At 65.9% G+C, this 25,570-nt stretch carries 15 protein-coding genes and 2 pseudogenes; 9 read left to right on the plus strand and 8 right to left on the minus strand.

What is annotated here, in order from left to right; all coding sequences use genetic code 11:
* Positions 1-238: 238 nt before the first annotated feature.
* Positions 239-2,803, minus strand: coding sequence for a helix-turn-helix transcriptional regulator (locus ACFOYW_RS18580; RefSeq protein ID WP_390232571.1), 2,565 nt, complete (start codon positions 2,801-2,803; stop codon positions 239-241).
* Between the two features lie 963 nt (positions 2,804-3,766).
* On the opposite strand from ACFOYW_RS18580, the gene ACFOYW_RS18585 reads away from it, so the two are divergent.
* Positions 3,767-4,360: a hypothetical protein gene (locus ACFOYW_RS18585; protein WP_390232573.1), complete on the plus strand. Its 594-nt coding sequence runs from the start codon at positions 3,767-3,769 to the stop codon at positions 4,358-4,360.
* 277 nt (positions 4,361-4,637) lie between these two features.
* Here ACFOYW_RS18585 and ACFOYW_RS18590 read toward each other — a convergent pair.
* The 6 genes and pseudogenes from ACFOYW_RS18590 to ACFOYW_RS18615 form a co-directional block, all read right to left on the minus strand.
* Positions 4,638-5,842, minus strand: a pseudogene (locus tag ACFOYW_RS18590) (IS3 family transposase).
* Between the two features lie 327 nt (positions 5,843-6,169).
* On the minus strand, positions 6,170-6,367 hold the full coding sequence (locus ACFOYW_RS18595) for a hypothetical protein (protein WP_390232575.1): 198 nt from the start codon (positions 6,365-6,367) through the stop codon (positions 6,170-6,172).
* A 351-nt stretch (positions 6,368-6,718) separates the two neighbouring features.
* Positions 6,719-7,870, minus strand: a complete 1,152-nt coding sequence (locus tag ACFOYW_RS18600; RefSeq protein WP_390232576.1) for a glycoside hydrolase family 26 protein — start codon at positions 7,868-7,870, stop codon at positions 6,719-6,721.
* Positions 7,857-10,022, minus strand: a complete 2,166-nt coding sequence (locus ACFOYW_RS18605) for an alpha-galactosidase (protein WP_390232579.1) — start codon at positions 10,020-10,022, stop codon at positions 7,857-7,859. Before ACFOYW_RS18605 ends, ACFOYW_RS18600 begins: the two co-directional genes overlap by 14 nt.
* A gap of 67 nt (positions 10,023-10,089) precedes the next feature.
* Positions 10,090-11,091, minus strand: a complete 1,002-nt coding sequence (locus tag ACFOYW_RS18610; protein ID WP_390232627.1) for an ROK family protein — start codon at positions 11,089-11,091, stop codon at positions 10,090-10,092.
* A gap of 48 nt (positions 11,092-11,139) precedes the next feature.
* Positions 11,140-11,298 (minus strand): annotated as a pseudogene (locus ACFOYW_RS18615) (MarR family transcriptional regulator); the annotation flags it as partial.
* Positions 11,299-11,480: 182 nt separating this feature from the next.
* On the opposite strand from ACFOYW_RS18615, the gene ACFOYW_RS18620 reads away from it, so the two are divergent.
* The 7 genes from ACFOYW_RS18620 (at position 11,481) to ACFOYW_RS18650 (ending at position 20,458) form a co-directional block, all read left to right on the plus strand.
* Positions 11,481-13,181 carry an ABC transporter substrate-binding protein gene (locus tag ACFOYW_RS18620; protein ID WP_390232581.1) on the plus strand — a complete coding sequence of 567 codons (1,701 nt, stop codon included), beginning with the start codon at positions 11,481-11,483 and terminating at the stop codon, positions 13,179-13,181.
* 78 nt (positions 13,182-13,259) lie between these two features.
* Positions 13,260-14,252, plus strand: a complete 993-nt coding sequence (locus ACFOYW_RS18625; protein ID WP_390232629.1) for an ABC transporter permease — start codon at positions 13,260-13,262, stop codon at positions 14,250-14,252.
* Between the two features lie 19 nt (positions 14,253-14,271).
* A complete protein-coding gene (locus tag ACFOYW_RS18630; RefSeq protein WP_390232583.1) occupies positions 14,272-15,249 on the plus strand; it encodes an ABC transporter permease in 978 nt (325 codons plus the stop codon).
* Positions 15,246-16,163 carry an ABC transporter ATP-binding protein gene (locus ACFOYW_RS18635; protein WP_390232586.1) on the plus strand — a complete coding sequence of 306 codons (918 nt, stop codon included), beginning with the start codon at positions 15,246-15,248 and terminating at the stop codon, positions 16,161-16,163. Before ACFOYW_RS18630 ends, ACFOYW_RS18635 begins: the two co-directional genes overlap by 4 nt.
* Positions 16,160-16,972: an ABC transporter ATP-binding protein gene (locus tag ACFOYW_RS18640; RefSeq protein WP_390232589.1), complete on the plus strand. Its 813-nt coding sequence runs from the start codon at positions 16,160-16,162 to the stop codon at positions 16,970-16,972. The genes ACFOYW_RS18635 and ACFOYW_RS18640 overlap by 4 nt, the downstream gene beginning before the upstream one ends.
* A gap of 47 nt (positions 16,973-17,019) precedes the next feature.
* On the plus strand, positions 17,020-19,557 hold the full coding sequence (locus ACFOYW_RS18645; RefSeq protein WP_390232591.1) for a glycoside hydrolase family 2 protein: 2,538 nt from the start codon (positions 17,020-17,022) through the stop codon (positions 19,555-19,557).
* A 37-nt stretch (positions 19,558-19,594) separates the two neighbouring features.
* Positions 19,595-20,458, plus strand: a complete 864-nt coding sequence (locus tag ACFOYW_RS18650) for a LacI family DNA-binding transcriptional regulator (RefSeq protein WP_390232593.1) — start codon at positions 19,595-19,597, stop codon at positions 20,456-20,458.
* A 77-nt stretch (positions 20,459-20,535) separates the two neighbouring features.
* Here ACFOYW_RS18650 and ACFOYW_RS18655 read toward each other — a convergent pair whose 3' ends face one another.
* The gene (locus ACFOYW_RS18655; protein ID WP_390232595.1) at positions 20,536-21,849 is read right to left on the minus strand and encodes a glycoside hydrolase 5 family protein; all 1,314 of its coding nucleotides are present in this window, start codon (positions 21,847-21,849) and stop codon (positions 20,536-20,538) included.
* 193 nt (positions 21,850-22,042) lie between these two features.
* Between ACFOYW_RS18655 and ACFOYW_RS18660 the strand changes: the two genes are divergently transcribed.
* Positions 22,043-25,567 (plus strand): ATP-binding cassette domain-containing protein, encoded by a 3,525-nt coding sequence (locus ACFOYW_RS18660; RefSeq protein ID WP_390232598.1) that lies wholly within the window; start codon positions 22,043-22,045, stop codon positions 25,565-25,567.
* Positions 25,568-25,570: the final 3 nt, after the last annotated feature.

Consider the following 25,570-nt stretch of genomic DNA (forward strand, 5'->3'; position numbering starts at 1 on the left):
TTCCTTAGCCTCGAGACCTACGGCTCTGACGGGCCATCCGAAACGGGACCCGTCGGTGACACATCCGCGGCATGGGGGTTAGGGCGTCTCCGTCGGGAGGCGCTTCGGCGCTAGCTTGATCGCATCTCAACACGGCTCCGCCGCACCTGAGTACCCTCCGAGCTATCCGCAGAGGACTCAGCTGACTCGGCAGTCGCTCGGGCCAGCGTTCATCACTTGTGACATACTCACCGGTGTCTTAGTGCAACCGATCTCGCACGAACCCTGCGAGATCTCTACGTGACCTGAGCCCAGCCTTCTTCAAAGCGCGTGAAATATGATTCTCCACCGTGCGACGGCTCACCCCCAGCTCCGAGGCGATATCCGCGTTGGACATCGAGTCAGCCAGAAGCGACACCTCGCGTTCCCGATCGGTAAGAGATCCCGCCGGACGAACAACGGGGGGGGCGGTCGCCTCGCCACGAAGCCGGCCGTCAGAAGCTTCGATTGAAGCGGCGGCGGCGGCAAACATGCGGGCCTCTGGGGCACTGATTGAGCCGGCTTCGCAGGCTCGCAACAGTCGCGCTGCCAAATACTCGTCGCCATCCTGCTGGTACGCACCCGCAAGTGCCTCGAGATCTTCGGGCCTCTCGATGCAGGCGCGAGCCAGCCGAGCGAACTGAGCGTGGAGTTGCTCCGGCGAGTTCGCGGTGATCCGCGAGAGAACATCAACTCGCGAGTGCGTTGGGCTCAATACGGCAGCGGCAATCGCTAATGCGGCCGAGGACGCAACGCGGCCCATCTGATGCTCGCGGGTTGCAGCAACTTGCAGTAAGTCGGCGGCCTTCGAGCTTCCGGCCTCGCGAAACGCGCTGATGGCGTCGGTCCACGCGGGCTGCATTCCGGGCAACGGAAAGTCAATGTCCGCGTATTCACGTAACTCGAGCAGTGTTGCCTGGGCTATCGCGCCGTTGCCTGAAAAGGCCGCGAGGAAGGACATCATGCGCAACAGAGCCGCATGCGCCGGGCGCGCGAGGAATCCCGGCCGCCCCAGACCGACAATTCGAGCAGCGAGCTCGGCTGCTTCGTCCCAGCGACCAGCCTGAAGAAGGGCGGCGCACGCCACGTATCCGAGCAGGTTGAGTTCGGTGCGGTTAAGGCTGCGGCGAGCCTCTCGGTAGTGGGCAAGGCTGTAGACGAGAGATCCTTCCGCGTCTCCAGTGGCGACAAGCGCGACCGCGCGCGTGAGCACCCTGAACTCGCGCATCAGCGTCGCGGCGGTGTCCTCTCCGGCATCCAACACATCAAGAGCCGCGCGCGGGCGACCCGAAAGCACAAGCAAGAAAGCGCGCACGAGTTGCACCACCCCGGTCTCCGGGTGCTGATCGGCAAGTCGGGTCAGTCTCTCGTCGGCCGTGCCGGTCCTGTCGACTGATACCTCTAGCGCTATCGCCAACGATTCCGCCTGAGCACGCCACCCAGGGAATAGCGTGATAAAACGGTCTATGCGTCGGCCGACCTCGCCGAAGTCCGAGCGTCCTCCGAGGATCACCCACAAAAACTGATGAGTCAAGACGGCGAACGCCTCGGCTGCTGGCGCGTCGCTGCCGACGTGTGTTTTAAATAGCGCAGATCGCAGGGTGCTGCCGGCTGCTGGCTCCTCGCGCAGCGCTACCACGTATCTGTTCGCTGTTTCCGCGCACGGTGACTCGCACCACGCGCGGGCAGCGTCGCTAGCCTCGGCTTGGCTACGGTCGTGAAGGCGTCGAGCGATCGCATCGTCGTAGGGGCGAAGAGCGTCTTCGAGCAGCGTGTTGGAATTAGGGGCGCTCCGCGAGGCCGCAACGAGGGCCGGGGCGCGGAGTTGCCCTGCGTCGCGTGCCTCGCGCGCCAGTCGAAGTCCGAGCGTCCCCGCGGGCAACTGTCGGAAATAGTCACCGACGACGGGTGGGTACGAGGACGCCTCCGCGGCCTCCGTTGGGCCACTGAGCACTGTGATGAAGCCGCTCGACTCGAGGGACTCGGCCAACTGAGGACTGACGAAGGACTGCAGCTCGTCCGCGGTGATCCTGCCGAGGAGACTGAGAAGGTAGAGCGCTTCATACTCTGCATGGCTGAGCGACCATAAGGTCCGCTCCACCGCACGGCGGATGCCCGGGCTCCACAGGTCGCCCGAATTCATCCTCCACGCGCCGTCGCGATAAACAATGTTGCCATTAGATCTGGCTCCTTCAATAAGAGCACACGCGAAGCGGGTCAGCCCGCCGGACTCGGCATAAACGCGTGCCGACACTTCCATGTCCGCGGGGGCACCCAGAACGGCGTGCACTAACTCGACGATCGATCCGAACGCCAGCGGGAGAAGCTCGATACGTTCTGCGTCGATGGCGCTGTAGGCCATCGCTGCGGAGCCTGATGTTTGCGGCGTTCGGGTGAATAGCGTTGGCGTATGAGTTCGTTCTGCGCATATCCGAGCGACCGCGAGAGTGGACTCATCAATATTCTCGAGGTCGTCCAGGACGATGACGCGGCGATCTGACTCGATGAGATGCCGCGCGAGGCTGTCGACGGCTCCGGGCACGCCGAGGTGCGCGCCGTGCAAGGAATCAGCAACACCGCTTGACGTGAACCCATAGAGATCGATCTGTCGAGCGCTCTCCGTTCCGAATACCGTAAAGACGGCGTAACCGGCGCTCTCCAGCCACTCGACGATCCGCTTCGCGAATGTCGTACATCCGATGCCACGGCGCCCGACAACCTCGACGGACCGCGCGCCGTACAGGCCTCGGATAGCCTCGCGCGCTTGTTTCTCGAAGACAAACATAGATTCCCTTGTTGGTGCCGTGTCGATTCAACGCGGCTGCGAATGACTGCTGTCCGTACGACGCATGTCAATGTGGCCGTGTGCGCCCTTCGCTCGGTCGTTAATCAGTCAGCAGCCGCCCGGTCAAGCGCCCCTGGCGGCCGGTCGAAAGCCACGCGGAGGGGGGCTACCGATCACTCGGCCCGGTGACGAGTGGGACGAGTGGGATCAAGGTCCAGTTGATTCGCGTTGACCGGTGAATCGCTCGGCCCATTCCTCATACGAATGGTCATGCGCGATCGGGCAGTCGCAGCCGATGCGGATCGGCTGATCGCATTCCCCCGGAGCGTGGATCTCAGCGTGTGGGGCAAGGATTCTGAGCTCCTTGCGCGGCTGAGAACGGCCAGTAAAAGAGCCGGACGTGTCGTGAAGACTTGTCACTTGGATGTCCTTGTCGTTGGGATGGGCGACTGGTGCGGTCGCCGCGAGGAGGCGATGGGAAGGCTTGACCCGTTGGGGGTGCCGCAAGCCCAGCGGATCGTTTAGATGACGCAATGGCCTAGCCGTTCGTGCGCGGCGAGGCGGGCATCTGCCGCAGAGGGGCACACAGCGCCGACCAGGCACTGGTCGCCGGCCGCCTCTGATTTTCACGACACCCATAGGGATGCGATGCAGCAGCAAGCCGTCCGAACCGTCGCGGGCTTAGGGCGATGTCCCGGCAGTAATCCCGCCACCAGCACCGTCATCTCCCTCCGTGTGACCGTCCGGCGGCAGCTCACATTCGCGTGGCGCTGCACAGAGCGCTCGATGCCCCGAACTCATAGCAACCCTGCACGTGGGCGGGCGCGAAGCACGGACGACACACGTGTTTCCACGCACGAGTGGCAGGGGAGGCTCGCAACTTCGCGCCTATGCCCCCCGGAGCATTTGAAACTGGAGTCTGCGCTGCATTGACGATGTAGCGGAACAAAGCATGGAGTGACAGTGAAGATGACGATGATGCGAAACCTGGCCGCCCTCGCGATTGCGCTTGGCGCTGTGCTAGCGACGCCGGTGGCGGCGCAAGCAAGCTACACACCCGGCGCAGACACGGTTGGAGTCGTGTCAGGCCCTGTGGTCCCGGGCGGCAACTTTACGATCGAATTTGGCGACGGGCTCTTCACTCCCTCCGCCGCGCTGACGGTCGAGTACAGCAGCACCGGTCCCGTGCCAAGCAGCGCGACATTCACCGCCTCACGAAGTGAGCGTCTGCAGGCTGGGAATGCTACCCATTCGGGCGGCGCGCGCGTGACCGGAACTGTGCCCAAGAGTGCCGTCGGTTCCATCAACGCCACGGTCTCCGACGGGTCCAACGTCGGTACGGCGATCCTCACCGTCATCACCGCAGGCGGCTCTGTAACCAATGACGCCAGCATGGATTCGGGTTCAAGCGCGGGTGCCGGGCCCGAGGCGCTCGCGCACACTGGCACGTACTTGACCGTCGCAATCATTTGGGGCGCTATTGGGCTGGCCGTGCTCGGAGCAGGATTCCTCGCCGCTTGCTCCCTCCAGCGCTCACCGCAGGTCAGCCGCAAATAAATCGGCAAATCTGCGCCGGCGCCGGTGGGCGCCCGATGACAGCGCCCGGTTGGGGCTGGTGAAATGGCGGGCTCATCGACATTAATAGGGGCATTGCAACCGCAACTTCGGCTGAGCTTGGCGAATCCACCGGATATACCACCCCGAATCGCATGGCCCGTCATCGATTCAGTCATGACGAGCGCAGCTGTGGCTGGAGAACGGTCGACGGTCAGGTGGGGTGGCTTCCTCCGGGGGACACACGCGGGTCTGCTGCACTGATCTGTGACAGGTTGAGTCACGCGACCTGAGCGGCCGGTGTTGTCATGATGGCTTCGTATTCGATCGGGGTCAAACGACCGAGTCCTGCTTGGCGCCGGCGGCCGTGTTAGGTGCGTTCGATCCAGGTGACGATCGCGATCCGCAGCTCTTCTCGGGTGGCCCATGTGCGTCGGTTGAGGACGTTGTTCTGCAACAGCGCGAAGAACGATTCCATGGCCGCGTTATCGCCGCAGGAGGCCACCCGGCCCATGGACCCGACGAGGTCGTGGCGGGTCAGAGCGCGGCGGAACTTCCGGCTGCGGAATTGCGATCCGCGGTCGCTGTGGACCACGCAGCCGGCGGTCCCTTCGCGTCGGGCGAGCGCGTTCTCCAGGGCCTCCACGGCCAGGCGCGACTTCATGCGCGAGTCGATGGAGTAGCCCACGATCCGCCTGGAGTACACGTCCTTGACTGCACAGAGGTAGAGCTTGCCCTCGCTCGTGGCGTGCGCGGTGATGTCGGTCAGCCACAGCTCGTTCGGCCGCTCGGTGGCGAACACGTGACGGGTGCGCCCGTTGTCGTCCGTGACGGTGCACCGGTCGTCATGCACGGCCGGGCCCGGCCTCCTCCCGTTCCTGCCGCGCTTCTTCCCGAACGCACTCCACCAGCCGTTGTCGCGGCAGATACGCCACGCGGTGCGGTCAGCCATCGGCTGGCCGCGCACGCGGGCCTCGTCCGCCCGCAGCCGGTGTCCGAGCTCGGGGTCATCGCGATGCGCGTCGAATAACGCGTCGGCCCGATACGCCTCCTCGAGCTCCGTCTCGGTGAACGGCGAAGCCAGCCACGCGTAATAGTGCTGGCGGTGGAGCTTCAGTACCCGGCACGCCACCGCGACCGGCACCCGCAGACGGGCGCCGGCAGCAGCGAGCTCGCTTACGAGCGGGTAGAGCCTTTTGACGGCAGGTTCGCCTGAGAGAGATACGCTGCAGCCCGCCGCAGTACCTCGTTCTCCTGCTCGAGCAACCGGATGCGCTTGCGCAGCTCACGATTCTCGGCCAAGTCGCTGCGCGTGGCACCGGCCTTCGCGCCCTCCTCGAGAGCAGCGCTGCGCAACCACTTCTGCAACGTCATCGGGTGCACTCCGAAATCAGTCGCGATCTGCTCCAGCGTCACACCGGGCTCACGACCTCGGGCAACACGAACAACGTCCTCACGGAAGTCACGAGGGAACGGCTTCGGCACAAGAACATCCTTCCAGGCCCGCCACAGCAAGCCAGATCAGATGTCACAAATCCGTGCAGCAGACCCGTCCGCCAATGCGGACTGTGGCCTGCCTGTCGCATATCGCGCTCGGATGTCATCCTTTTGCTGGGTGTCAGTCGCGCCGTCGTGCCAGGCGCGAGTTCCAGTCCGTTCCTTCGAAAAATGTCACGCACCGTATTCCGTCGTAAGTGGTGTTCTCGGGCAAACTGATACGTCGACGAACCCGCTCGGCAAGCCGAGACGAGCGTCTCGATCAGTCGTGGATGTAGTTGATGACGATGGGGGAGCGGCTGCCGAGCGGGCAGGTTATCGCCGCTCATCTGCAGTTTTTCGAGCAGGGGCGACGACGTCCTTCGTCCTGTGCGTCTTTTGCAGTAGTTTCCGGTTGCCCGAGGTGAGCCGGTCGCGCAGCCGGCGCGCCTCGTACGCCGCGGTGTTCTCGAACGGATGGACCTCACCGAATGCGTCGAACGAGCACCGGTCGGTATCCCGGATCACGGTCACACCCGCACGGTCCGCAGGTGAGGAGCTCGCGCGATCGAGCAACTGCGACAGGTCGTGGCCGAACTGAACACGGTCTCGGTTCGCGAGTCCGTTCACGTACTCGGGCCGCAGTTTCCCGTCGTACGCGAAGGCGCCCAGGCCGCGGCCGACGTGTTCGGCGCACTCGAGCCGCGGTTGACCGCGATGGTCGATCACCTGCTGTGGTGGGCGCGCGCCCCCGTCTCGCCGACGCGTGAGGCAGATGAGGTGCCGCAATCTCGCCACGCGGTGTCGGGGCAGATCGCAGACCTGCTCCGCGCGGATTCACCTCACGTGAAGCTTGATGAGGCAGTCCCGGTCAGCAGCCTCAGCTTACGCCCGGGGAGATCGACGGTAGAGCGTGGGCAGCCGGTCAGCGAATCGGATGAACGAGCTTTGTGCGAGCTGCCGGAAATCGTTGGCCGTCGCCTCGTCTGGGGTGGGGGTGCCGAGGCTGTTGCCGCCGGTGGGAACAGGTGCGTTGCGCCATACGAGGTACCAAAGAATACGCCGGGTGAGGGCCGTTGAGGTGGCGGCGCGTGCAAGGAACCCGGTCCACGGGTCGTCCGGGTTCCCGGTGAGCTCCCCAGCGTTGCCGACCTCGGTCTGTGCCGCGAGCTTCCCGCGCGCTTGGGCGAGCGCGGCAACCTGTTCGAGCGTGGCAACGAAGTTCGCGAGGTGCTGCTCAGGCCGGATTGGGTTGTCGGCTCGGCCCGTGTCGAAATAGTTGTCAATGCCCAGCACGTCGACCCACTCGTCACCGGGGTACCCGCGCAGGTACTGCTCGACGAAACGGTCGAGCGAAAGACGGCTGCGGTCGGGCGAGATCGCGTAGAGCAGATTGTGCTGGCCGCGTTTGTCGCGCAGCTGTCTGACAGTCATCCGCCACAGCTCGGCGAACTCGTCTGGGCTCGCGCTTCCCGGATGGTCCCCGTCGCCGATACCCCACCAGAACCATGACCCGGAGTGCTCGTGGAAGGGCCGGAAGACGATTGGGATCGCCTCGCCGGCGCTGTCGACGAGACGGCTGTTGAAACTGGACACGCGGTCTAGCCAGTGCAGGAATTCAGCATGATGGGAGCCGTGCGGGAGGACTGCGGCGACGGAATTCGGCGCCGTGTTCTCTCCGTAGCCGCCGCGGGTGAGGGGGTTCACGCTGTGCCAGCTGAGTGTGATCAGGCATCCGTTAGCGTGGCCCTCTTGGATCCACGCAACAATGTCATCGAAAAGAACTCCGTCGAGATTGGCAACTTCATCGAGCTCGATACGGCCGAGGTCGAAGCCGAGCACGGCCGGGTGGGCACCGACGGTGTCGCGCACGTCAGAGCGGCCGATGTGTCCACGGGACCAGCGGCGGCCGTATGCGAGGGCGTCCTGCTGTCCAAATAGAGCCGCGGTTCCGGTCACCGCGTGAAGCCGGTCGAAGAACCCCCGTGCTTGCGGGGTCAGCGCAGGGTCGACTGGTTGAGGCTCAGGCGTGCGCATCGGCATCCTCGGCTACGGCGTGCACAACGAGCGCCTGCGCCGGCCAGAGCGCGGGGATCTGCAGCCCGAACTCGGAGAGAGCGCGGCCTGACAGCGTGATCCCCGCGGTGAGCCACGGTGGGGCGACCCGGTTCGTGTAGCGGGCGGCACCGATCTCGTCGCGCACCTTCACTCGATAGCGACGGCGCGGGTCGAGACCGGGCAGCGGAACCCGCTCGGGCTGGGAGTCTTCGAGTGAGGCGACAGTGGCGATCGTGAAGACCCCCGATGATCTGTCCCGTGCAACCGCTCCCGTGAAACGAAGCGCGGGGTCGGCGAGATCGGCGTGCACGACGTCACCCGAGTGGATCACGGGGCGCAACTCACGGTAGAGAGCGGCGAAGCGCGTGATCGTCGCGAGTTCCTCCCGCGAACATCCGGCGATATTCCACTCGAAGCCGGCCGAACCCATCAGGCTTGTAGCCAGCCGGTAGGACAGATCGGTCACCCGTCCTGAGCTGTGCGATTCGGTAGGCCCGACATGGGCGCCGACGAGCTCAGGGGGCAGCAGCAGCTGCGTCCACCGCTGGATGTCCTGGCGCTCGACCGCGTCATTCGAGTCGCTGGCCCATACCCGGTCGGCGATCTCGAGCACGCCAAGATCGCTTCGTGCCCCTCCGCTGGAGCAGGACTCGATCTCTAGGCCCGGATGCCGCCGCTTAAGCTCCGCCATGAGCGCGTACATCGCACGAGTCTGCACATGTGTCCCGGGACGCCCGGCGTGCACGGGCTCGATGAGGTCGCGGTTGTGGTCCCATTTGATGAAGTCGATGCCGACGGCGGCGATAAGCACGTCCATTTGGCGCAGCACATGCGCAAACGCATCCATGTTCGCGATGTCGAGTACGTATTGGGAACGCCAAGACAACCGGGCGGGCGCGGCGAGGTGGGCCGGGTTGTGGAGCAGCCAATCGGGATGGCTGCGCGCTAGGTCCGAATCGAGATTGACCATCTCCGGCTCGAACCACAACCCGAACTGCATGCCCAGGTCATGTACTCGTGCGGCAAGCGGTTCGAGGCCGTCCGGCCACACGGCGGGATCGACCATCCAGTCTCCGAGCCCGCGCGTGTCGTCTCGGCGCCCCAAGAACCAGCCATCGTCAAGGACAAAGCGCTCGATACCGACGCTCGCCGCGAGCTCGGCGAGTGCGACGAGCTCCGCCGGCTTGTGGTCGAAGTACACCGCTTCCCACGTGTTCAGCACGAGCGGCCGCGGTGAATGCGGATGTTGTGGGCGCGAACGCAGGTATCGGTAGAACTGCGCGCTGATGCCGTCAAGACCAGTGTCACTGAATGCGAAGTGGGTCGTAGGCGCGGTGTAGCTCTCGTCAGGAGCGAGCACGATCTCGCCGGGACGCAGCAATTCGCCCGCGCCGAGGATGGTGGTGTTCTCGGGGAGCCGGTCGACACGGTAGCTGACGTCCGCGCTCCACGCGGTGTGCACGGCCCAGATGCGGCCGGACCGTGCTAGCGGATTTCCGATAGAGAGCATCGCGAGAGTCGGAGCGTCGTGGCCGTCTCGGCCCCGACGGCTCTGGCGAATGGTGGCGCCGCGGGGAACGGCCTGCGAGTACGGCACCTTCTCGCGAGTCCACCGACCGGAGAACTCCGTCAGTGTGTCCGCCGTCTTCGGCACGGGGAGTGTGGCCTCAAGCCACTCCACACCGAGTTCGTCGTTGCCGGTGTTCGCGATCGCGTAAGAGGCACTCAGCAGGCCGCCGTGCTGGATCTGCAGCTTTAGTTTGAGGCGCAGACCGTTCACATCGTCGACGGCGTGGATGGAGAGCCGATCCTCCGCCCCATCGATACCTACGACGGTCCACCTGGGGTAGATGAGGGTGTCGCGGCGCGTGGCGAGCAGTGCAGGCCGGCCGGCCCAGCCGTCGGACTCCTGTGGCACGAGCGGCACCTGCCACGCAGCATCCAGCGTTCCCGGGGGTGTCTGACGGTCTGCAGCACATGACAACTCGTGAAGTGCTGCGTCGTCGAGGGTGCCGAGTGACGGGCCCCAGTGCAGCACAGAAGGAAGGCTTCCGGACTGAATCTCGAGGACGAGCTGGGTGCCGTGTGCATCCATGGTCAGGAAGGGGCGGCGCGGAGTGGCAAGGCTCATGTTGGATTCCTGCGTCATTGCTGGTCGGAACGTGGAGTGAGTGTGGTGGATGCGGCTCGCGGTCGCGTCAGCCTGTCGGGGAGCTCAGCCCCATGGTGCGTGGCGCGAGCTCGGACTGAAGCACGAGCGTGGCGGCGCCGACGGCTGCGGCGTCTTGCGTATGCGGCGACAACCGCACACGGATGCCGTGATGCGTCCGAGCGAAGAAATCGCGATTGACCTGCGCGTCGATGATCTGCAGGTAAATCGAGCCCGCCGTGGCGAAGGCGGGGCCCGCGAGCGACACCGAGTCAAGGTCGAACAGGTTTGCCAGCGACGTCACGGCCGTTGCGAGATAGCGTGCGGATTGCTCGATCAGACCCGATGCGAACTCGTCGCCGCGCGCTGACGCTTTGGCGATCGTGTTGAACTGCGCAAAGTCGTCCCCGGCGAGCCCGAGGCGTTCGGCCTCACCCGGATGCGTATGCGCGACGCGAACAATCGCCGTCGGGTCGGCGACGTTTTCGGCGATGATCGGGTTCCCGTCGCCGTCGCTTGCGATAACGATATGCCCGATCTCGGCCGTATTCGAACTTGCACCCCGGAACACTGTGCCGTCGATCAGGACGCCGGAACCGAGGCCGAGGCCCATGTAGACGGTTGCGTGGGAACGGGCCCCGTCGATCGCGCCACCCCAGAAGTCGCCGATCGCGGCGGCAGTGGCGTCGTTGTCGAGCACGACCGGGAGGCCTGTCGAGGCGGCGATCATGTTGCGCAGCGGCACCTGGTGCCAGGCCGCCATGTGCGAGGGGCCAAGCACCGTGCCACGGGCGACATCGACCGGTCCCGGAGCCACCACGCCGATACCGACGACCCGGTTTTCGTCGATGCCGAGGCCGATCAACATGTCATGGATCTGTTGCACGAGACCGGTAACCATTGTTTCAGGTGTGCGGCCGCCGACGCCCGCGGTACGCAGCCGTCCGACCATTGCGCCGCGCAGGTTCACGACGACGTAGGTGATGGATTCCCCGCCCAGCTGCACGCCGACGGCACAGCGGGCGGAGGTGTCCACCTCGAGCAGCACCACAGGGCGGCCGCCGTTGGGGCGACCGAGGCCGGACTCGCGTACCAGTCCGTCGTCGAGCAGCTGTCGCACGACGTTCGACATGGTGGCGGCCGTCAGGCCCGTCAGGGCAGCCAGATCGGTACGGCCGATGGGCCCATGGCTGCGGATGAGGTCGAGCACGAGGCCTCTGCTGGTGCCTGATGCGAGTGAAACGCGGGGCCGTGCCATTCGCCCTCCTTGTGCTGCGTTGGTGACGTTATCCGATTTTTATCTCACGGGGCAGCCTACTAACTTGACACGCTTTATAAAGCCATCTAAGAAAGACCCAGCACTGCGCGAGTCGAGGGTCGGCGTTGTTCCCTCGAGCGCGTGCCGGATGCATCCGCTTCCACACCACTGAAGGGTCAATGATGACAATCACCAGAAAGCGGCTGCTGCTTGGCGCCGCTGCGCTCGCGGCTAGCGCTGCGATCGCTCTTTCGGGCTGCACCACCTCGGGCGGCACAACGAAGTCGAGCGGCTCGAACTCGACAGTGACGTTGTTCACCGGGCAGGTCGGCAACTTCACAGAGAACTTCAACCCTCTCAATCCCACCGGCACATATCTGCAGCCCACCCAGGGCGTGATCTATGAGTCCCTCTTCTACTACAACAAGGCCGAGGCCGAGAAGCCGGTCCCTGTGCTCGGAACCTCCTTCACCTGGAACAGCACGGGCACGCAGCTGACCGTCAAGCTGCGTCAGGGCGTCAAGTGGTCCAATGGCAAGCCGGAGACGGCCGACGATGTCGTCTACAGCCTGAACCTCGTGTCGAACAACCCCGCACTCAACACCTCCGGCGTCACCTGGAACGCGACGAAGGTGGACGCGAGCACGGTGCAGATCACGTTCCCATCGCCCTCGTTCACGCTCGAACCGCAGATCCTCGGCAACGAGCCGATCGTTCCGGAGAGCATCTGGAAGGGCATCTCCAACCCGACGACGACGACCAACACGTCGCCGGTCGGTACGGGCCCTTACATGCTCAAGAGCTTCACGCCGCAAAGCTTCGTACTCGAGAAGAACCCGAACTACTGGGGAACGGGCGCGGACGCGCCCAAGATCGCCCAGGTCCGCTACATCTCGCTGTCGAACGCAGACGCGGCGACCTCGGCGCTCGAGGCCGGCCAGGTCGACTACATGGGCTCCTACCTGCCCACGCTGAAGAGCATCGTTGCGCAACACAAGAACGTCTCGTACTCGAACAGCCCGCAGGCGACGACCTCGCTTTTCACGTGTGAGAACGCCTCGCTCGGCTGCACGGGCCCGCAGACGGACGCCGCGGTCCGCCAGGCCATGTACTACGCCATGGACCGCACGCAGCTGAACACGCAGGCGCTCGCAGGCTATGGCCAGACCGCCTCGCCGACGCTGCTGCCACCCGCCATCAACAAGGCCCAGATCATGGACCCCGCCAACCTCGCCGTTCCGCAGACGGCGAATGCGTCCAAGGCCAAGAGCATCCTTGAGGCCGACGGCTGGACGCTCGGCTCGAACGGATACTTCTCGAAGAACGGCAAGGAACTCGACATGTCGGTGAACGTCGTATCCGGCTGGACCGACTACGACACCGACTGCACCCTGCTGCAGGGTCAGTTCAAGAACGCCGGCATCAAGCTGTCCGTGAACCAGATGGCCGACAACGCGTGGACCCAAGCCGAGGTTTCGGGCAAGTACGAACTGTCGCTGGACTCCATCAACATGGGCGCGTCCTCGAACCCGTACTACCAGTACAACAACTACCTGAACTCGAAGGCGACCGCGAAGGTCGGGAGCCCCGCAACGACGAACACGTCGCGTTTCTCCGACCCCACGATCGACAGCGCGCTCAAGACCCTCGCCACGACCAACCAGACGTCGGTCGAGAACGCCGCATACACGACGATCCAGAACGAGCTCGTCAAGGAGATGCCGTATATCCCGATCTACGTCAACCAGGCCCTTGCCGAGTACAACAACTCGCGGGCGACGGGGTGGCCGAGCCAGAGCAACCAGTACGCGTTCCCGCTTCCGTGGGGCGGCAACTGGGGTGTGGGCATCGTCCTCAAGACGATCCGACCGGTCGGCAAGTAGTCCACACGCGATAGCGCCGAGGGCCGGGCGGATTCTTCAGGCATCCGCCCGGTCCCTCGCACGCTGGAAAGCAGAATGATGCGGTTCTATCTGCAGAAGATCGGCTTCTATGTGGTCGCCCTCTGGGCCGCGATCACCATCAACTTCGTCATCCCACGGCTCATGCCGGGCAACCCTGTCGATGTGATCATCGCCAAGATGGGGGCCGCCGGCCAGGCCGTGACCCCGCAGACCAGGCACGCACTTGAGATCACCCTCGGCGGTGGCGGCGGCAGCCTGATCGCGCAGTACGGGCAATACCTGGCCAACCTGGCTCACGGCAATCTCGGCATCTCGATCGTCGACTACCCGGTGAAGGTCTCCACACTCATCGCGCAGGCACTGCCGTGGACCATCGCGCTCGTCGGCTTGGCCACCGTCATCTCATTCGTCCTCGGCGTCGGCCTCGGCATGTTCGCCGGCTGGAAACGCGGCTCGTGGCTCGACAACCTCATCCCGGTGACGACGATGTTCCAGGCGGTGCCGTACTTCTGGCTCGCGCTCATACTGGTGCTGCTGCTGACCCGCGTCGTCTCGGTGTTCCCGTTCGCGGGCGGCTACAACGTCAACGCGGGTCTCGTTCCCGGCTTCAGCCTGCAATTCGTCGGCAGCGCGACCTACTACGGCTTCCTGCCGGCACTGACCATCGTGATCTCCTCGATCGGCGGCTGGATGCTCGGCATGCGCAACATGATGGTCTCCACGCTCTCGGAGGACTACATCGTGACGGCCGAGGCGAAGGGCCTCCGACCGAGCCGGGTGCGCATGACGTACGCCGCGCGCAACGCGGTGCTTCCGTCGCTGTCCGGCTTCGCCATCTCTCTGGGCTTCGTCGTTGCCGGTTCGATCGTGACCGAAGAGGTGTTCAGCTATCCCGGTATAGGCCAGCTGCTCTTCGAAGCCGTGTCCAACAACGACTACCAGCTCATGCAGGGCGTGTTCCTCGTCATCTCGCTGTCCGTGCTCGCCGCAAACCTCGTGGTCGACGTACTGTACGGCCTCATCGACCCGCGCACGCGTGCGCGCGCCTGAGCAGGAAGGACCGGACGCAATGTCATCCACTCTCTCCCTCGACACCGACGCACCGTCTGTCGCTCCGACCGCTGCCCGGCGCAGCATCGCAGCGCTGTTGCCGAGCCCGTCGCCAAAACTGATCGTCGGCCTGGCGATCGCCGCCGTGATCATCCTGTGGGCCATCATCGGCCCGCTCGTGGTCGGGGACCCGAACGCGATCAGCACGCTCGCCTTCGCGCCCCCCGGAAGCCACGGCCATCTGCTCGGCACCACGCAGACTGGCCAAGACGTGTGGTCGCAGATGGCGTGGGGAACCCGCGGCTCGCTCATCATCGGGTTCACTGTCGGAGTCCTCGCGACCGTTCTCTCGGCGCTGTTCGGCGTACTCGGGGCGTACATCGGCGGAGGCGTCGATGAGGGGTTCGCGCTCTTCACGAACGTCGTGCTCGTCATCCCCGGGCTGCCGCTCGTCATCGTGATCGGCAATTACGTGCCGCAGAGCCAACGCGGCCTGTTCCTCATCGCCCTCGTACTGGCGATCACGAGCTGGGCCGGGTCCGCGCGCGTCCTGCGTGCCGTCACTCTGTCTGTGCGCAACCGCGACTACGTCGCCGCCTCACGGGTCTCCGGCGAGTCGACCTGGCGCATCCTGGTCGTCGAGATCCTGCCCAACCTCATTCCGGTCATGGCATCGCAATTCGTGTTCGCGATCATCTTCGCGATCCTCGGCGAGGCCGGCCTGTCCTTCCTCGGGCTCGGAGCGAGCGGCACCTTCACGCTCGGCACGATCCTGTTCCAAGCCAACAACGACCTCGCCCTGACGCAGGGCGCATGGTGGTGGTTCATTCCGCCGGGGCTCGTGATCGCGCTGTTCGGCTGCGCGCTGTCGCTGATCAACTTCTCCATCGACGAGATCATCAACCCTAAGCTACGCAACTCGACGCGCTCGCAGCGCAGGAAGTGGGGCCTCACGCCAGCTCAAATCAAGCGTCTCGAAGAGGAGAACGTGAAATGAACCCCTCGACCCCTCGTCACATCGCAGACCCGGTCGTCACGATCGAGGACTTCAGCATCGACTACGTGGGCCAGGTCACGACTCACGCGGTGAAGAACGTGAAGCTCACCCTGGGACGCGGTGAGATCCTCGGCCTCGCCGGCGAATCCGGCTGTGGCAAATCCACGCTCGCCTACGGCATCACGCGCCTGCTGAAACCGCCGGCCCTGATCTCCACGGGGCACGTCGACTTCCATTCCCGTGAAGGCTGGACCGCTGACCTGTCGACCCTCTCGGGAGACGAACTGCGACAGTTCCGATGGGACAAGATCTCGATGGTGTTCCAGGGCGCGATGAACTCGCTGAACCCGGTGATCAGCATCCGTGCCCAGCTCGAGGATGTCTTCACCGCTCACCGCCCAGGAATGAGCCGCGAAGAGCGGGTGCGAAAGTGCGGGGACCTGCTGGAGCGCGTCGGCGTCGAGCGCTCCCGTCTCAGCTCTTTCCCGCACGAGCTCTCTGGCGGCATGCGGCAGCGCGTGATGATCGCCATGGCGATGGCACTCGACCCGCAGGTGATGATCATGGACGAGCCGACCACCGCACTCGATGTCGTGGTTCAGCGCGAGATCCTCGACGAGATCACCCGCTTGCGTTCGGAGCTCGGGTTCGCCGTCATCTTCATCACCCACGACCTGCCGCTGCTGCTCGAGATCAGCGATCGCATCGCAGTCATGAAGGCCGGGGAGATCGTCGAGTTGAACAGCGCCTACGAGCTCTACACGAATCCGCAGAACGAGTACACCAAGCGCCTGCTCGCCTCGTTCCCATCACTGACCGGCGAGCGAGGAGACTTCATCCGCACGGGCGTCTCCGACGACCGTCTCAACGAGACGACCCAGACCGAAATCGATCAGGAGGTGGCGACGTCGTGAGCACGCTCGAATTCCGCAACGTCACTAAGGAGTACCGCATCCGCGGCGAGCGCGGCAGGTCGGGGAAGCTGCTGGCGGTCAACGACGTCAGCTTCTCGGTCGAGTCGGGCAAGACCGTTGCACTCGTCGGGCAGTCCGGTTCGGGCAAATCGACGATCGCCAAGCTGCTGCTACAGCTTGAGCGGCCCACCTCGGGTCAGATCCTGCTGGACGGAAGCCCGATCAAGCATCGCGGCGCGGGCCTGCGCGACTACCGGCACCACGTCCAGATGGTGTTCCAGGACCCCTTCGCGTCACTCAATCCGTACCACTCGATCGCCCACCACCTTGCGAGGCCGCTCAAGATCCACAAGCGGGCCAAAGACAAGAGCGACATCGATGCTCAGGTGCGGCGACTGCTCGAGCGGGTGCGACTGACGCCCGCAGACGAGGTCGCGGCGAAGCATCCGCACGAACTCTCCGGCGGTCAGCGCCAGCGGGTCGCAATCGCGCGGGCTCTTGCTCCTCAACCCACGATGCTGATCGCCGACGAGCCCGTCTCCATGCTCGACGTCTCGATTCGTCTCGGTGTGCTGAACCTCCTCGCCGACCTGCAACGTGAGGACAACCTCGGGGTGCTGTACATCACCCACGACCTCGCGACGGCGCGGCACTTCAGCGACGAGATCCTGGTCATGTTCAAGGGCCAGATCGTCGAGCGCGGCCCCGCGGACGAGGTGATCCTCAACCCGCAGCACGAGTACACGAAGAAGCTTGCGGCCGCTGCCCCGAACCCCGAACTACGACTCAAGCAGCTGTCCGGCGCGTAACCGGGCGTCGACCGCCGCGCCCCAACTTTGACAACAGAAAGCACCTCATGAGCCACCACCCCGCTACCTTCACGTCGATCAGTGAGGGCTGGACCGTCACCCCGCTGTCGGGTTCCACGCCTGAGAATTTTCCGGACGGTCCGATTCCGGCGGTCGTGCCAGGCGTGATCCACACCGATCTGCTGCGTGCAGGACTCATCGCCGACCCGTTCGACGGCGACAACGAAGCCGCGCAGCAATGGATCGGCGACACTGCGTGGCGATACACGACCAGCTTCTCCTGGCGCGACGACGGCAGCACCCGGCACGATCTCGTCGCGTACGGACTCGACACGGTGGCGACGGTCCTCCTCAACGGAGTCACCATCGCACGGACCGAGAATCAGCACCGCTCGTATCGCTGGCCGGTCGCCGAGCTGTTGCGCGACGGCGAGAACGAACTCGTTATCGAGTTCGCGGCCCCGGTCCCCGAGGTCACCTCACGCGCCGAGGAACACGGTGCGCTGCCTCGGGTCAACCACCACGAGTACAACCAGCTGCGCAAGACCGCCTCGCACTTCGGGTGGGACTGGGGGATCGACGTCGCCGGAGTCGGCATCTGGAAGGAGATCGGCATCGACTCATGGTCGGGGGTGCGCATTGATTCCGTGCGGCCGCTGGTCTCAGTCGACGGTGGCGGCGCAGGCGTGCTGACGGCTCACGTCGAGCTCGAGAGAGACGGCACGGCCGCTGCGGCGGAACTCGGTGTCGTCGTGCGGGTGACGGGCTTCGATCAGGACATCACCGCAGTGACGGATCTGCCGGCGGATGCCTCGGCTGCGGTTCTACGCGCGTCCGTGCCTGACGCGCGTCTCTGGTGGCCCGTCGGCCACGGCGAGCAGCCCCTCTACAGCGTGACCGTCTGCGCCGGCGACGCAGAGTGGCGCGGCCGCGTCGGATTCCGCACTGTCCGTCTCAACACCGCGCCGGACCGGGCGGGGAGGCCGTTCGAAGTACTGGTGAACGACCAGCTGGTGCTCATACGCGGTGTGAACTGGATTCCCGACCACGCATTCCTCACGGAGATCGACAGCGAGCGCTACGCCCGCCGATTGGCAGACGCGGTGGAAGGCAACGTCAATCTCATCCGGGTGTGGGGCGGCGGCATCTATGAATCCGACGACTTCTACGATCGCGCCGACGAGCTCGGGCTGCTTGTCTGGCAGGACTTCCTGCTCGCCTGCGCAGCGTACGCGGAAGAGGACCACCTCGCGCGTGAGATCGAAGCGGAGGCCCGCGAGCAGATCGCCCGGCTGTCATCGCATCCGTCCCTCGTGATCTGGAACGGCAACAACGAGAACATCTGGGCCTACGCTGATTGGGGCTGGCCTGGGCTTCTGAATGGTCGGACGTGGGGCAACGGGTACTACCGGGGGCTGTTCCCCCAGCTGCTGGCCGAACTCGACCCAACGCGCGCGTACTCGCCCGCATCGCCGTTCAGCTTCGGTGAGTATCTGCACCCGAACGACCCGCGCAACGGGACTATGCACATCTGGGACGTGTGGAACCAGCGTGACTACACCGCGTACCGCAGCTATACGCCCCGCTTCGTCTCCGAGTTCGGGTTCCAAGGGCCGCCGGCATGGTCGACGCTCGCACGCGTGGTGCACGATGAACCGCTCGACCCGTTCGGGCACGAGATGCTCGTGCACCAGAAGGCGCACCTGGGCAACGACAAGCTCGAGCGGGGTGCACGTCCGCACCTTCCGGCACCCGCATCGATCGACGACTGGCACTGGGCGATGCAGCTCAACCAGGCGCACGCGGTCCGGTTCGGCATCGAGCACTTCCGGTCGCTCACTCCGCACAACACCGGAACGATCCTCTGGCAGCTGAACGACAACTGGCCGGTCGTCTCATGGGCGGCCGTCGATTTTGACGAGCACCGCAAGCCGCTCTGGTTTGCGCTGCGATCCGCCTACGCGCCGCGCCTCGCCACGCTCCAACCGCGCCCGTCGGCGGCGGCCGTCGAGGCCGCGTTCGAGGGGGCCGCGCCTGACAACGACCTGCTCGCGCTCGTCCTGCTGAACGATACGGATGCTGACTTCGATGGCGCTTTCGACGTGACCCGTCAGAGCCTCGACGGTCGGGTTCTCGCGAAGGCGTCGCTCACGGCGGTGGTTGCCGCGCGCCGCACGCTCAAACTCGAACTGCCGCCCGACGTACTCGCCGTGGGCGACCCGGCGGGCGAGGTCATCGTCGCGGCTCCGGTCGCAGACTCCTCCGGCTTCGAGGTGGCCGTATGGCATCCCGCCGAAGTCGTCGCTCAGGCCCTCAACCACGATGCGTTCGAGGCCCATGCCGAGCAGACCGAGGGTGGTTACGCTGTGACAGTGACAGCCCACACGCTGGTGCGCGACATCTTCCTGCAGGTCGACCGAGTCGACCCGCAGGCACGCGTGGACCGCGGGCTGATTACCCTGCCCGCAGGTGAAAGCACTCGGTTTGAGATCGTGTCGTCCGCTCGGGTCGACCCCGCGGCGTTCACTGTGTGGCCCGTGCTCAGCACCGCGAACGGCTTGCGCGCCCGGCGGGCCTCCGAGTGAAGGGCCGATCTGCATGACCGATCGCACCGCGGCGACGGTGGGCATCGTGCTGCGCCGGTCGCCACGCCAGCTCGCAGCAGAGCCGTTCTACGGCGAGCTGATCGGCGGCATGGAGGAGACATTCGAGCCACGTGGGCTGCACGTCCTCATGCAGGTCGTCGACGGTATGCCACGCGAGTTGGAAAGCTACCGCCATTGGGCGAGGACAGGCGTCGTGCGGGGCGTGGTCCTCGTCGACCTCGTAACTCGGGACCCTCGGCCGGCGCTGCTTGCCGAACTCGGTCTGCCGGGGATCATCCTCGGCGAGCCCGACGACCCATCTCTGCTACCCGCACTTCGCACGGACGGGTATGGGCCGATTCGGGATGCGGTCAGCAGGCTTGCGGAACTCGGGCATCGCCGGATCGCCCGCGTGGCAGGGCCCGCGACGCTCAAGCACACTCTTGAGCGCACGCGTGGCTTCATCGACGCCACCACCGAATTGAGTATGGAAGCGCTGCTGGAGGAGGGCGACTATTCCGCCGAGACCGGTGCGGCCGCGACAGCTCGACTGCTGCGGGCAGCCGATCCGCCGACCGCAATCGTCTACGACAACGACAGCATGGCGATCGCCGGGCTCTCGGTCGCGCGCGAGTTCGGCGTCGAGGTACCGCACCGGCTGTCGATTCTCGCGTGGGACGATTCTCAACACTGCCGCTTGGCGAGGCCCGCAGTCTCCGCGATGAGCTATGACGTGCACCAGCGCGGTCAGCTTGCGGCGCGTACCTTGCTCGACGTGCTCGATGGTGCGGCTCCTCGTGATGTGTGGTCGGAACCGCCCGTGCTGGTCGAGCGCGGCTCGACTGCGCCCTACGAAAAAAGCGACGCGGGGGTGCATTTGCTTGAGCAGGTAGCTGAGTAAGTGCAGCCACCACCCTTGGTTGCTCAATCGCTGGCGCCGAGGACGAGGCCGGTTCCAACTTCCGCGGCGCCCTCGGCTCATCCGGCCAGCATTGCGGCAGCGGTCTTCATCAGCGTGGCCGTCGAACTGGGGAAGACGACCCGGAATCCGTCGTAATCGCCGTACAGCACCCCGTCGTCGGTGAGGGCGGTCAGCAACCAGAACTGGAAACCGTTGATCCCGGAGGACTCCACCGTACTGAGCCAGCTCTGGTATGAGGCGTCCCGGGTCGTCTCGTCTGTGCTTGCCGGAGACTGGCCGATCGGCAGACCGAACTCCTCGAGAGCGACGGGCTTGCCGACCGTCGCAGCGGCCTTGGCATGGGCGGCGATCCACGCATCGCCCCAGCCGACCGGGTCGGTCGTCTCACCCCAGCCGACCGGGTACATGTGAAAGGTGCCGTAGTCGATCGCGGGAAGCGAGATGAGGCTCACCCAGTTGTTGCCTTCATAGCCCCCATATGGGTAGTCACTCGAGCTCTTGTCGAGCCCGAGACCTTCGTCACCGAGCGCCACGAGCTGGTGCGGGGCCAATCGCTTCACGAGTCGGCTCGCGGCGTCAGCCCAACTCCGCAGCGGAGCGCCGTTGGCGTTTCCGAATCCGGTCCCGGCCGACCGGTTGCGCGGCTCGTTCGCCAGCTCCCAGGTCATGACTGTCGGGTCGTCGCGATAAGCAAGCCCCGTGTAACGGTTCACCCGGGTGATTACGTGGGTGACATAGGCGAAATACGCCGCCCGGATCTCCGGGTCGGTGTAAAACAGGTCGTGATTCGGGGTGTTACCCGTCGAGTCACCGTATTCGTCGTCGGCGAGAGACGGGTGGAACCATTTCACGTACTGCGGCATGCCGCCGTAGTCGCCCCAGTTGTTCGTAAGCGCCAGCACAAGCCTGATGCCCAACTGGCCCGCCTTGTAGACCGCATAGTCCAGCGAGTCGAATGCGGCTTCGTCGTATTTGTACGGCGCGGACTGCAGAACGATTGCCTGCCCGCTGGCCGTCCCATCGCTGAAGGCCCACGCTCGCACGACCTTCAGCCCGACCTGCCCGGCATTGTCAAGAGCGCTGTCGATCATGTAGTGCGAACTGGTGTGGAGGTAGTAGGTGTTGGTGCCCCCGAACTTCCAGGCCTGGCCGCCCGAATGCAGCGCCGTGCCGTGCCGTGAGACGTACGCCCCGCGGCCGAGGCTCCACGGATTCGGCAGCGAGCCGGAGGCGGAGGCTCGGGGCGCTGCAGAGGCGGCGAGCGGGTTTAGCAAGGCAGCGCCGGCGGTCGTGGCTGCTGCGATGCCGCCGCCAAGGAGGAGTCCGCGTCGGCTGACGCCGCGGTGGGGTTCGAGAGATGGCTCGGACATGGTGAATCTCCTTTGGTTCGCAGTCAGTGTCACCACGACACTCGACGGGGCGACGCTAGCGCGATGAATTCGTTAAGTAAACGGCTTTAGAAAGTGGCACTATGAAGTGCGAGTCGGCGGGGAGCCGCGGCACCGTTGCCGCTTCGTGGGATTCGGCCACGGCCGCCCCGCAGCTGATAGAGAAGGGCCGCTCATGCGGGGTCTGAGCTTGCGCTTGCTCGCGAGCGCCTCGCTGATGGTCGTCGGGGTCACGGGGGTCGTGCAGGCAACGACGGGGGCGCTGGGCGCGGTCGTCGTGGGGCGGCTCGCGGAGCATCCGTCCTGGTTGCTCGTGTCGATTCTCGCGGCGGTGAACCTGACGCAGATCGTTGCCGGGGGCGCGCAATGGCGCGCGCTCGCGGTCGCGGTCGGGCGGGCCGAGCAGGCCGTGCGCCGCACGCTGCTGGCACGAGTGCTGGGGCAGCCGATGGAGACGCTGCAGACGCAGGGCGCGGGCGAGCTCATCGACCGCGTCGATGACGACCCGGCACAACTCGGCGCCCTCGTGCGAGGGCCGGCGCTCTGGACCGGGCAGGCGATCCTCGGTGCCTCGGCCTCGTGGATCGTGGCCGGGCTTTCGTGGTGGCCTGCGTGGCCTCTGTTCCTCGCCATCGGCGTAGCCTGCGTGTTCATCGTGCGGCGGCGGGCAGGGCGCATCGCACAGCTCAAAGTGCAGGAAGAAGCCGCATGGTCAGCCCATGGCGCCGGGCTCGAAGAAGCGATCGCTGCTGGCGACGATCTCCGGGCCGCACAGGGAAGGGAGTTCGTCGTGCGGCGCTACGTGACCCAGGCTTCCGCTCTGCTTCGTCGCATCGACCGTACCGGGGCTGCAGCGGTCGGCGTTACGGCGCGGGTCGGCATGCTACTCAACGCGCTCGTCGCCGTCGTGGCGCTGCTCGCGGCAGCGACCGCGGCCGGCGTGCCGCTGTTCGGCGGCTTGACCACCGGCCGCATCGTCGAGCTGTGGTTCCTCATCGTCGGCTTCGTCGGCGCTCTCGCAAACGTCACGGGGAATCTGCCGCAGATCCAATCCGGGCTGGGGGCCGCGCAGCGCATCAACGCCCTGCTGCGTATGCCGCAGGAGCCTAGTTCCGGAGCGGAGCTGCCGCACCGTGTGCCGCGCGTCGTGGTGCACGGGCTCGTGCACGAATTCGACCGGCGGTTCCGGCTCGGGCCTATTTCGCTCACCGTCGCGGCCGGGCAGACGCTCGCGCTCGTCGGCCGCACCGGCTCGGGCAAGTCGACCCTCGCGAAGCTGTTACTGCGCGCGATCGAGCCACGCCGCGGCGAGATCCTGTTCGACGGCCACGACGTCCTCGACTTCGCGTTGCCGTCGCTGCGCCGCCGGTGCGCCGTCGTCGCGCAGACCACCGAACTGATCGCCGGCAGCGTCGCGGACAACGTGCAGCTCTACGCCGATGCCACGCGCGCCGACGTGGAGGACGCGTTCACGCGGCTCGGCTTGACTGAATGGATCGCGCGTCTACCCGATGGGCTCGACACGGTCATCGGCGCTGGCGGAACAGAACTGTCAGCCGGGGAGGCTCAACTCGTCGCCTTTGCGCGGCTCATGATCCGCGACCCCGTTCTGGTCGTCCTGGACGAGGCGACCGCTCGGATGGACGCAATGACGGCGCGGCGCCTGACCACCGCGACCGAGCGGCTGCTGGAGGGGCGCACGGCGGTCGTCATCGCGCACCGCCTCGAGACAGTGCGCCACGCCGACCGCCTGGTGGTGCTGAGTGGTGGCGCAATCGCCGAGCAGGGCTCGTGGGACGAGCTCGCGGTGGCGGAAGGCGCGTTCGCGTCGTCGCTGCGAGCAGCCGGCCTGGCCGGGGACGAGCCGCTTGACAGGCCCGAAGCGGCAGAAGCCGGTGACGGGGTCGCGGAAGGCACGGCCGACGGGTTCGTTGACTCAGCGGGTGACGCCTCGACCGCGCTTGCGGCTACCTCCGACGAGTCGCGCCCGTCGCCATCGCTTGCGCGCACCGTGCTGAAGTTCCTCGTGTCGTTCCCGCGTTGGGGCTTCTGGGGCGACCTCAGTTGGCTCGTCGGCACGCTGATCGGCCCCTACGGTGTCGTCACCGGTGCTCTCTGGGGGGCGCTTGCTGCGACGCTCGGCTCTCACCGAGATGGGTGGCAGCTCGCACTGCCACTTGCGCTCTGTCTGCTGTTGTCACCGTGGTTACTCGCGATCGCGGCGCGGTTGCATCCTCGCTGGATGGCGGCGATCTCCCTGACCGTACGGCTCGGGATCCTGCGCGGCCGCCTCGGGCGGCGGACGCCCGCGCCCGCCGCCGTTGGCGAGACACTGGGGCGGGCGTTCGACTCGACACGCCTGGCGAATTTCACCGATGAGGCGCTCGGCATTCCCTATGGCGTCCTGTTCGCCGTGTTGACCGGCCTTGTCGCCGGCGGTTGGGCGGCGGGCCTGATCGCCGGCGCCGTGATGGTGCTGTGCGCGCTGGTGGCGATCACCGGTGTGGGCGTTGTCGGACGGGCCGGCCGCGCTGCCGTCGACGCTCGAGCCGCGTCGGCTCGCGTTCTCGGTTCAGTGCTTGAGACCGCTTCGACCATCAAGCAAGCCGGGGTCGTGAGCGAGGCTAGCGAGCACGCGGCGTCCGCCGACGCGAGGCGCATCGCAGCGTCAATCCGCGAGAACACGGTCGGCAGTCTTCCCTGGCTGACGACGGGCCTGCTCGTGCAGCTCGGTGTCGTAGTGGGATGGGCTCTGCACACCTCGGGACAGTGGACCCTTCCGACCGCACTGCTGCTGAATACCGTGCTGGGGAACTTCTCCTGGTTCGGCTTCGTCACCGGGCAGGTGGTCACGGGAACGCCCGCCACGCGGTCGTGGCTCAGCGCAGTCGCGCGGCTTGCGGGCACCGAGCCGCTTGCCAGCCTGCCCGCGGGCGTGGATCTGGGCCGCGGAAGATCGGCAGCCGCTGCCGCCGCTGCGCCGATCGAGCTGCGGGAACTGGCCGTGCGCGACTTCACCGTATCGCATGCCGATGGGTCCCGCGCGGTGACGGATGTCCGCCTCACGGTCTCCCGCGGAGAATTCATCGCCGTCATCGGACGCGTCGGCTCCGGCAAGAGCTCGCTGTTGGCGGGTCTTGCGGGGCTGCGCAGCAGCAAGGGCGACGTGTTGTGGAACGGAAATCCGATGCCTGCCGATCGCGCCAGGGAGCCGGGCCAGATGGCCTACGTGGCGCAAGTCCCGGCCCTGCTGTCGGGTTCGGTGGAGGAGAACATTCACCTCGGTCGGCTGGAACGGATCTCCGAGGTGGCGACCGCCGCAGCGGACGCCGGGCTAGGCGTCCACACGTCCGAGGCGCCTTCTGCGCACGAGCCGCGACGGCTTCGTCTCGCCGACGAGGTAGGTCATCGCGGCCGCAGACTCTCCGGCGGCCAGGCCCAGCGCGTTGCCATCGCGCGAGCACTCAGTGCTGAACCCCAGCTCCTCATCGCCGACGACCCCGGATCGGGGCTCGACCCAGAGACTGAGGTCGCGATGTGGCAGGCACTTCGTCGCCGCGAGATCACGGTGGTCGCGGCTGTTTCGCGTCGAAGCGTACTCGAGCGCGCTGATCGTGTTGTCGTCCTCGATCGCGGGCGCGTGGCGGCGGTAGCCCCATGGTCTCTGCTCGAGCCGGAGTGGTCCGACCTCGCCGGGTGATCC

Origin of the sequence: Gryllotalpicola reticulitermitis, assembly GCF_042651345.1 — a bacterium.
GTDB lineage: Bacteria > Actinomycetota > Actinomycetes > Actinomycetales > Microbacteriaceae > Gryllotalpicola > Gryllotalpicola reticulitermitis.

Excerpts from the sequence above, each read along its gene's own strand:
- ACFOYW_RS18660 (WP_390232598.1), top strand. The coding sequence starts at position 22,043 with ATGCGGGGTCTGAGCTTGCGCTTGCTCGCGAGCGCCTCGCTGATGGTC.
- ACFOYW_RS18600 (WP_390232576.1), bottom strand. The coding sequence starts at position 7,870 with ATGCGCACGCCTGAGCCTCAACCAGTCGACCCTGCGCTGACCCCGCAA.
- ACFOYW_RS18620 (WP_390232581.1), top strand. The coding sequence starts at position 11,481 with ATGACAATCACCAGAAAGCGGCTGCTGCTTGGCGCCGCTGCGCTCGCG.
- ACFOYW_RS18580 (WP_390232571.1), bottom strand. The coding sequence starts at position 2,803 with ATGTTTGTCTTCGAGAAACAAGCGCGCGAGGCTATCCGAGGCCTGTAC.
- ACFOYW_RS18605 (WP_390232579.1), bottom strand. The coding sequence starts at position 10,022 with ATGAGCCTTGCCACTCCGCGCCGCCCCTTCCTGACCATGGATGCACAC.
- ACFOYW_RS18635 (WP_390232586.1), top strand. The coding sequence starts at position 15,246 with ATGAACCCCTCGACCCCTCGTCACATCGCAGACCCGGTCGTCACGATC.
- ACFOYW_RS18645 (WP_390232591.1), top strand. The coding sequence starts at position 17,020 with ATGAGCCACCACCCCGCTACCTTCACGTCGATCAGTGAGGGCTGGACC.
- ACFOYW_RS18655 (WP_390232595.1), bottom strand. The coding sequence starts at position 21,849 with ATGTCCGAGCCATCTCTCGAACCCCACCGCGGCGTCAGCCGACGCGGA.
- ACFOYW_RS18625 (WP_390232629.1), top strand. The coding sequence starts at position 13,260 with ATGCGGTTCTATCTGCAGAAGATCGGCTTCTATGTGGTCGCCCTCTGG.
- ACFOYW_RS18630 (WP_390232583.1), top strand. The coding sequence starts at position 14,272 with ATGTCATCCACTCTCTCCCTCGACACCGACGCACCGTCTGTCGCTCCG.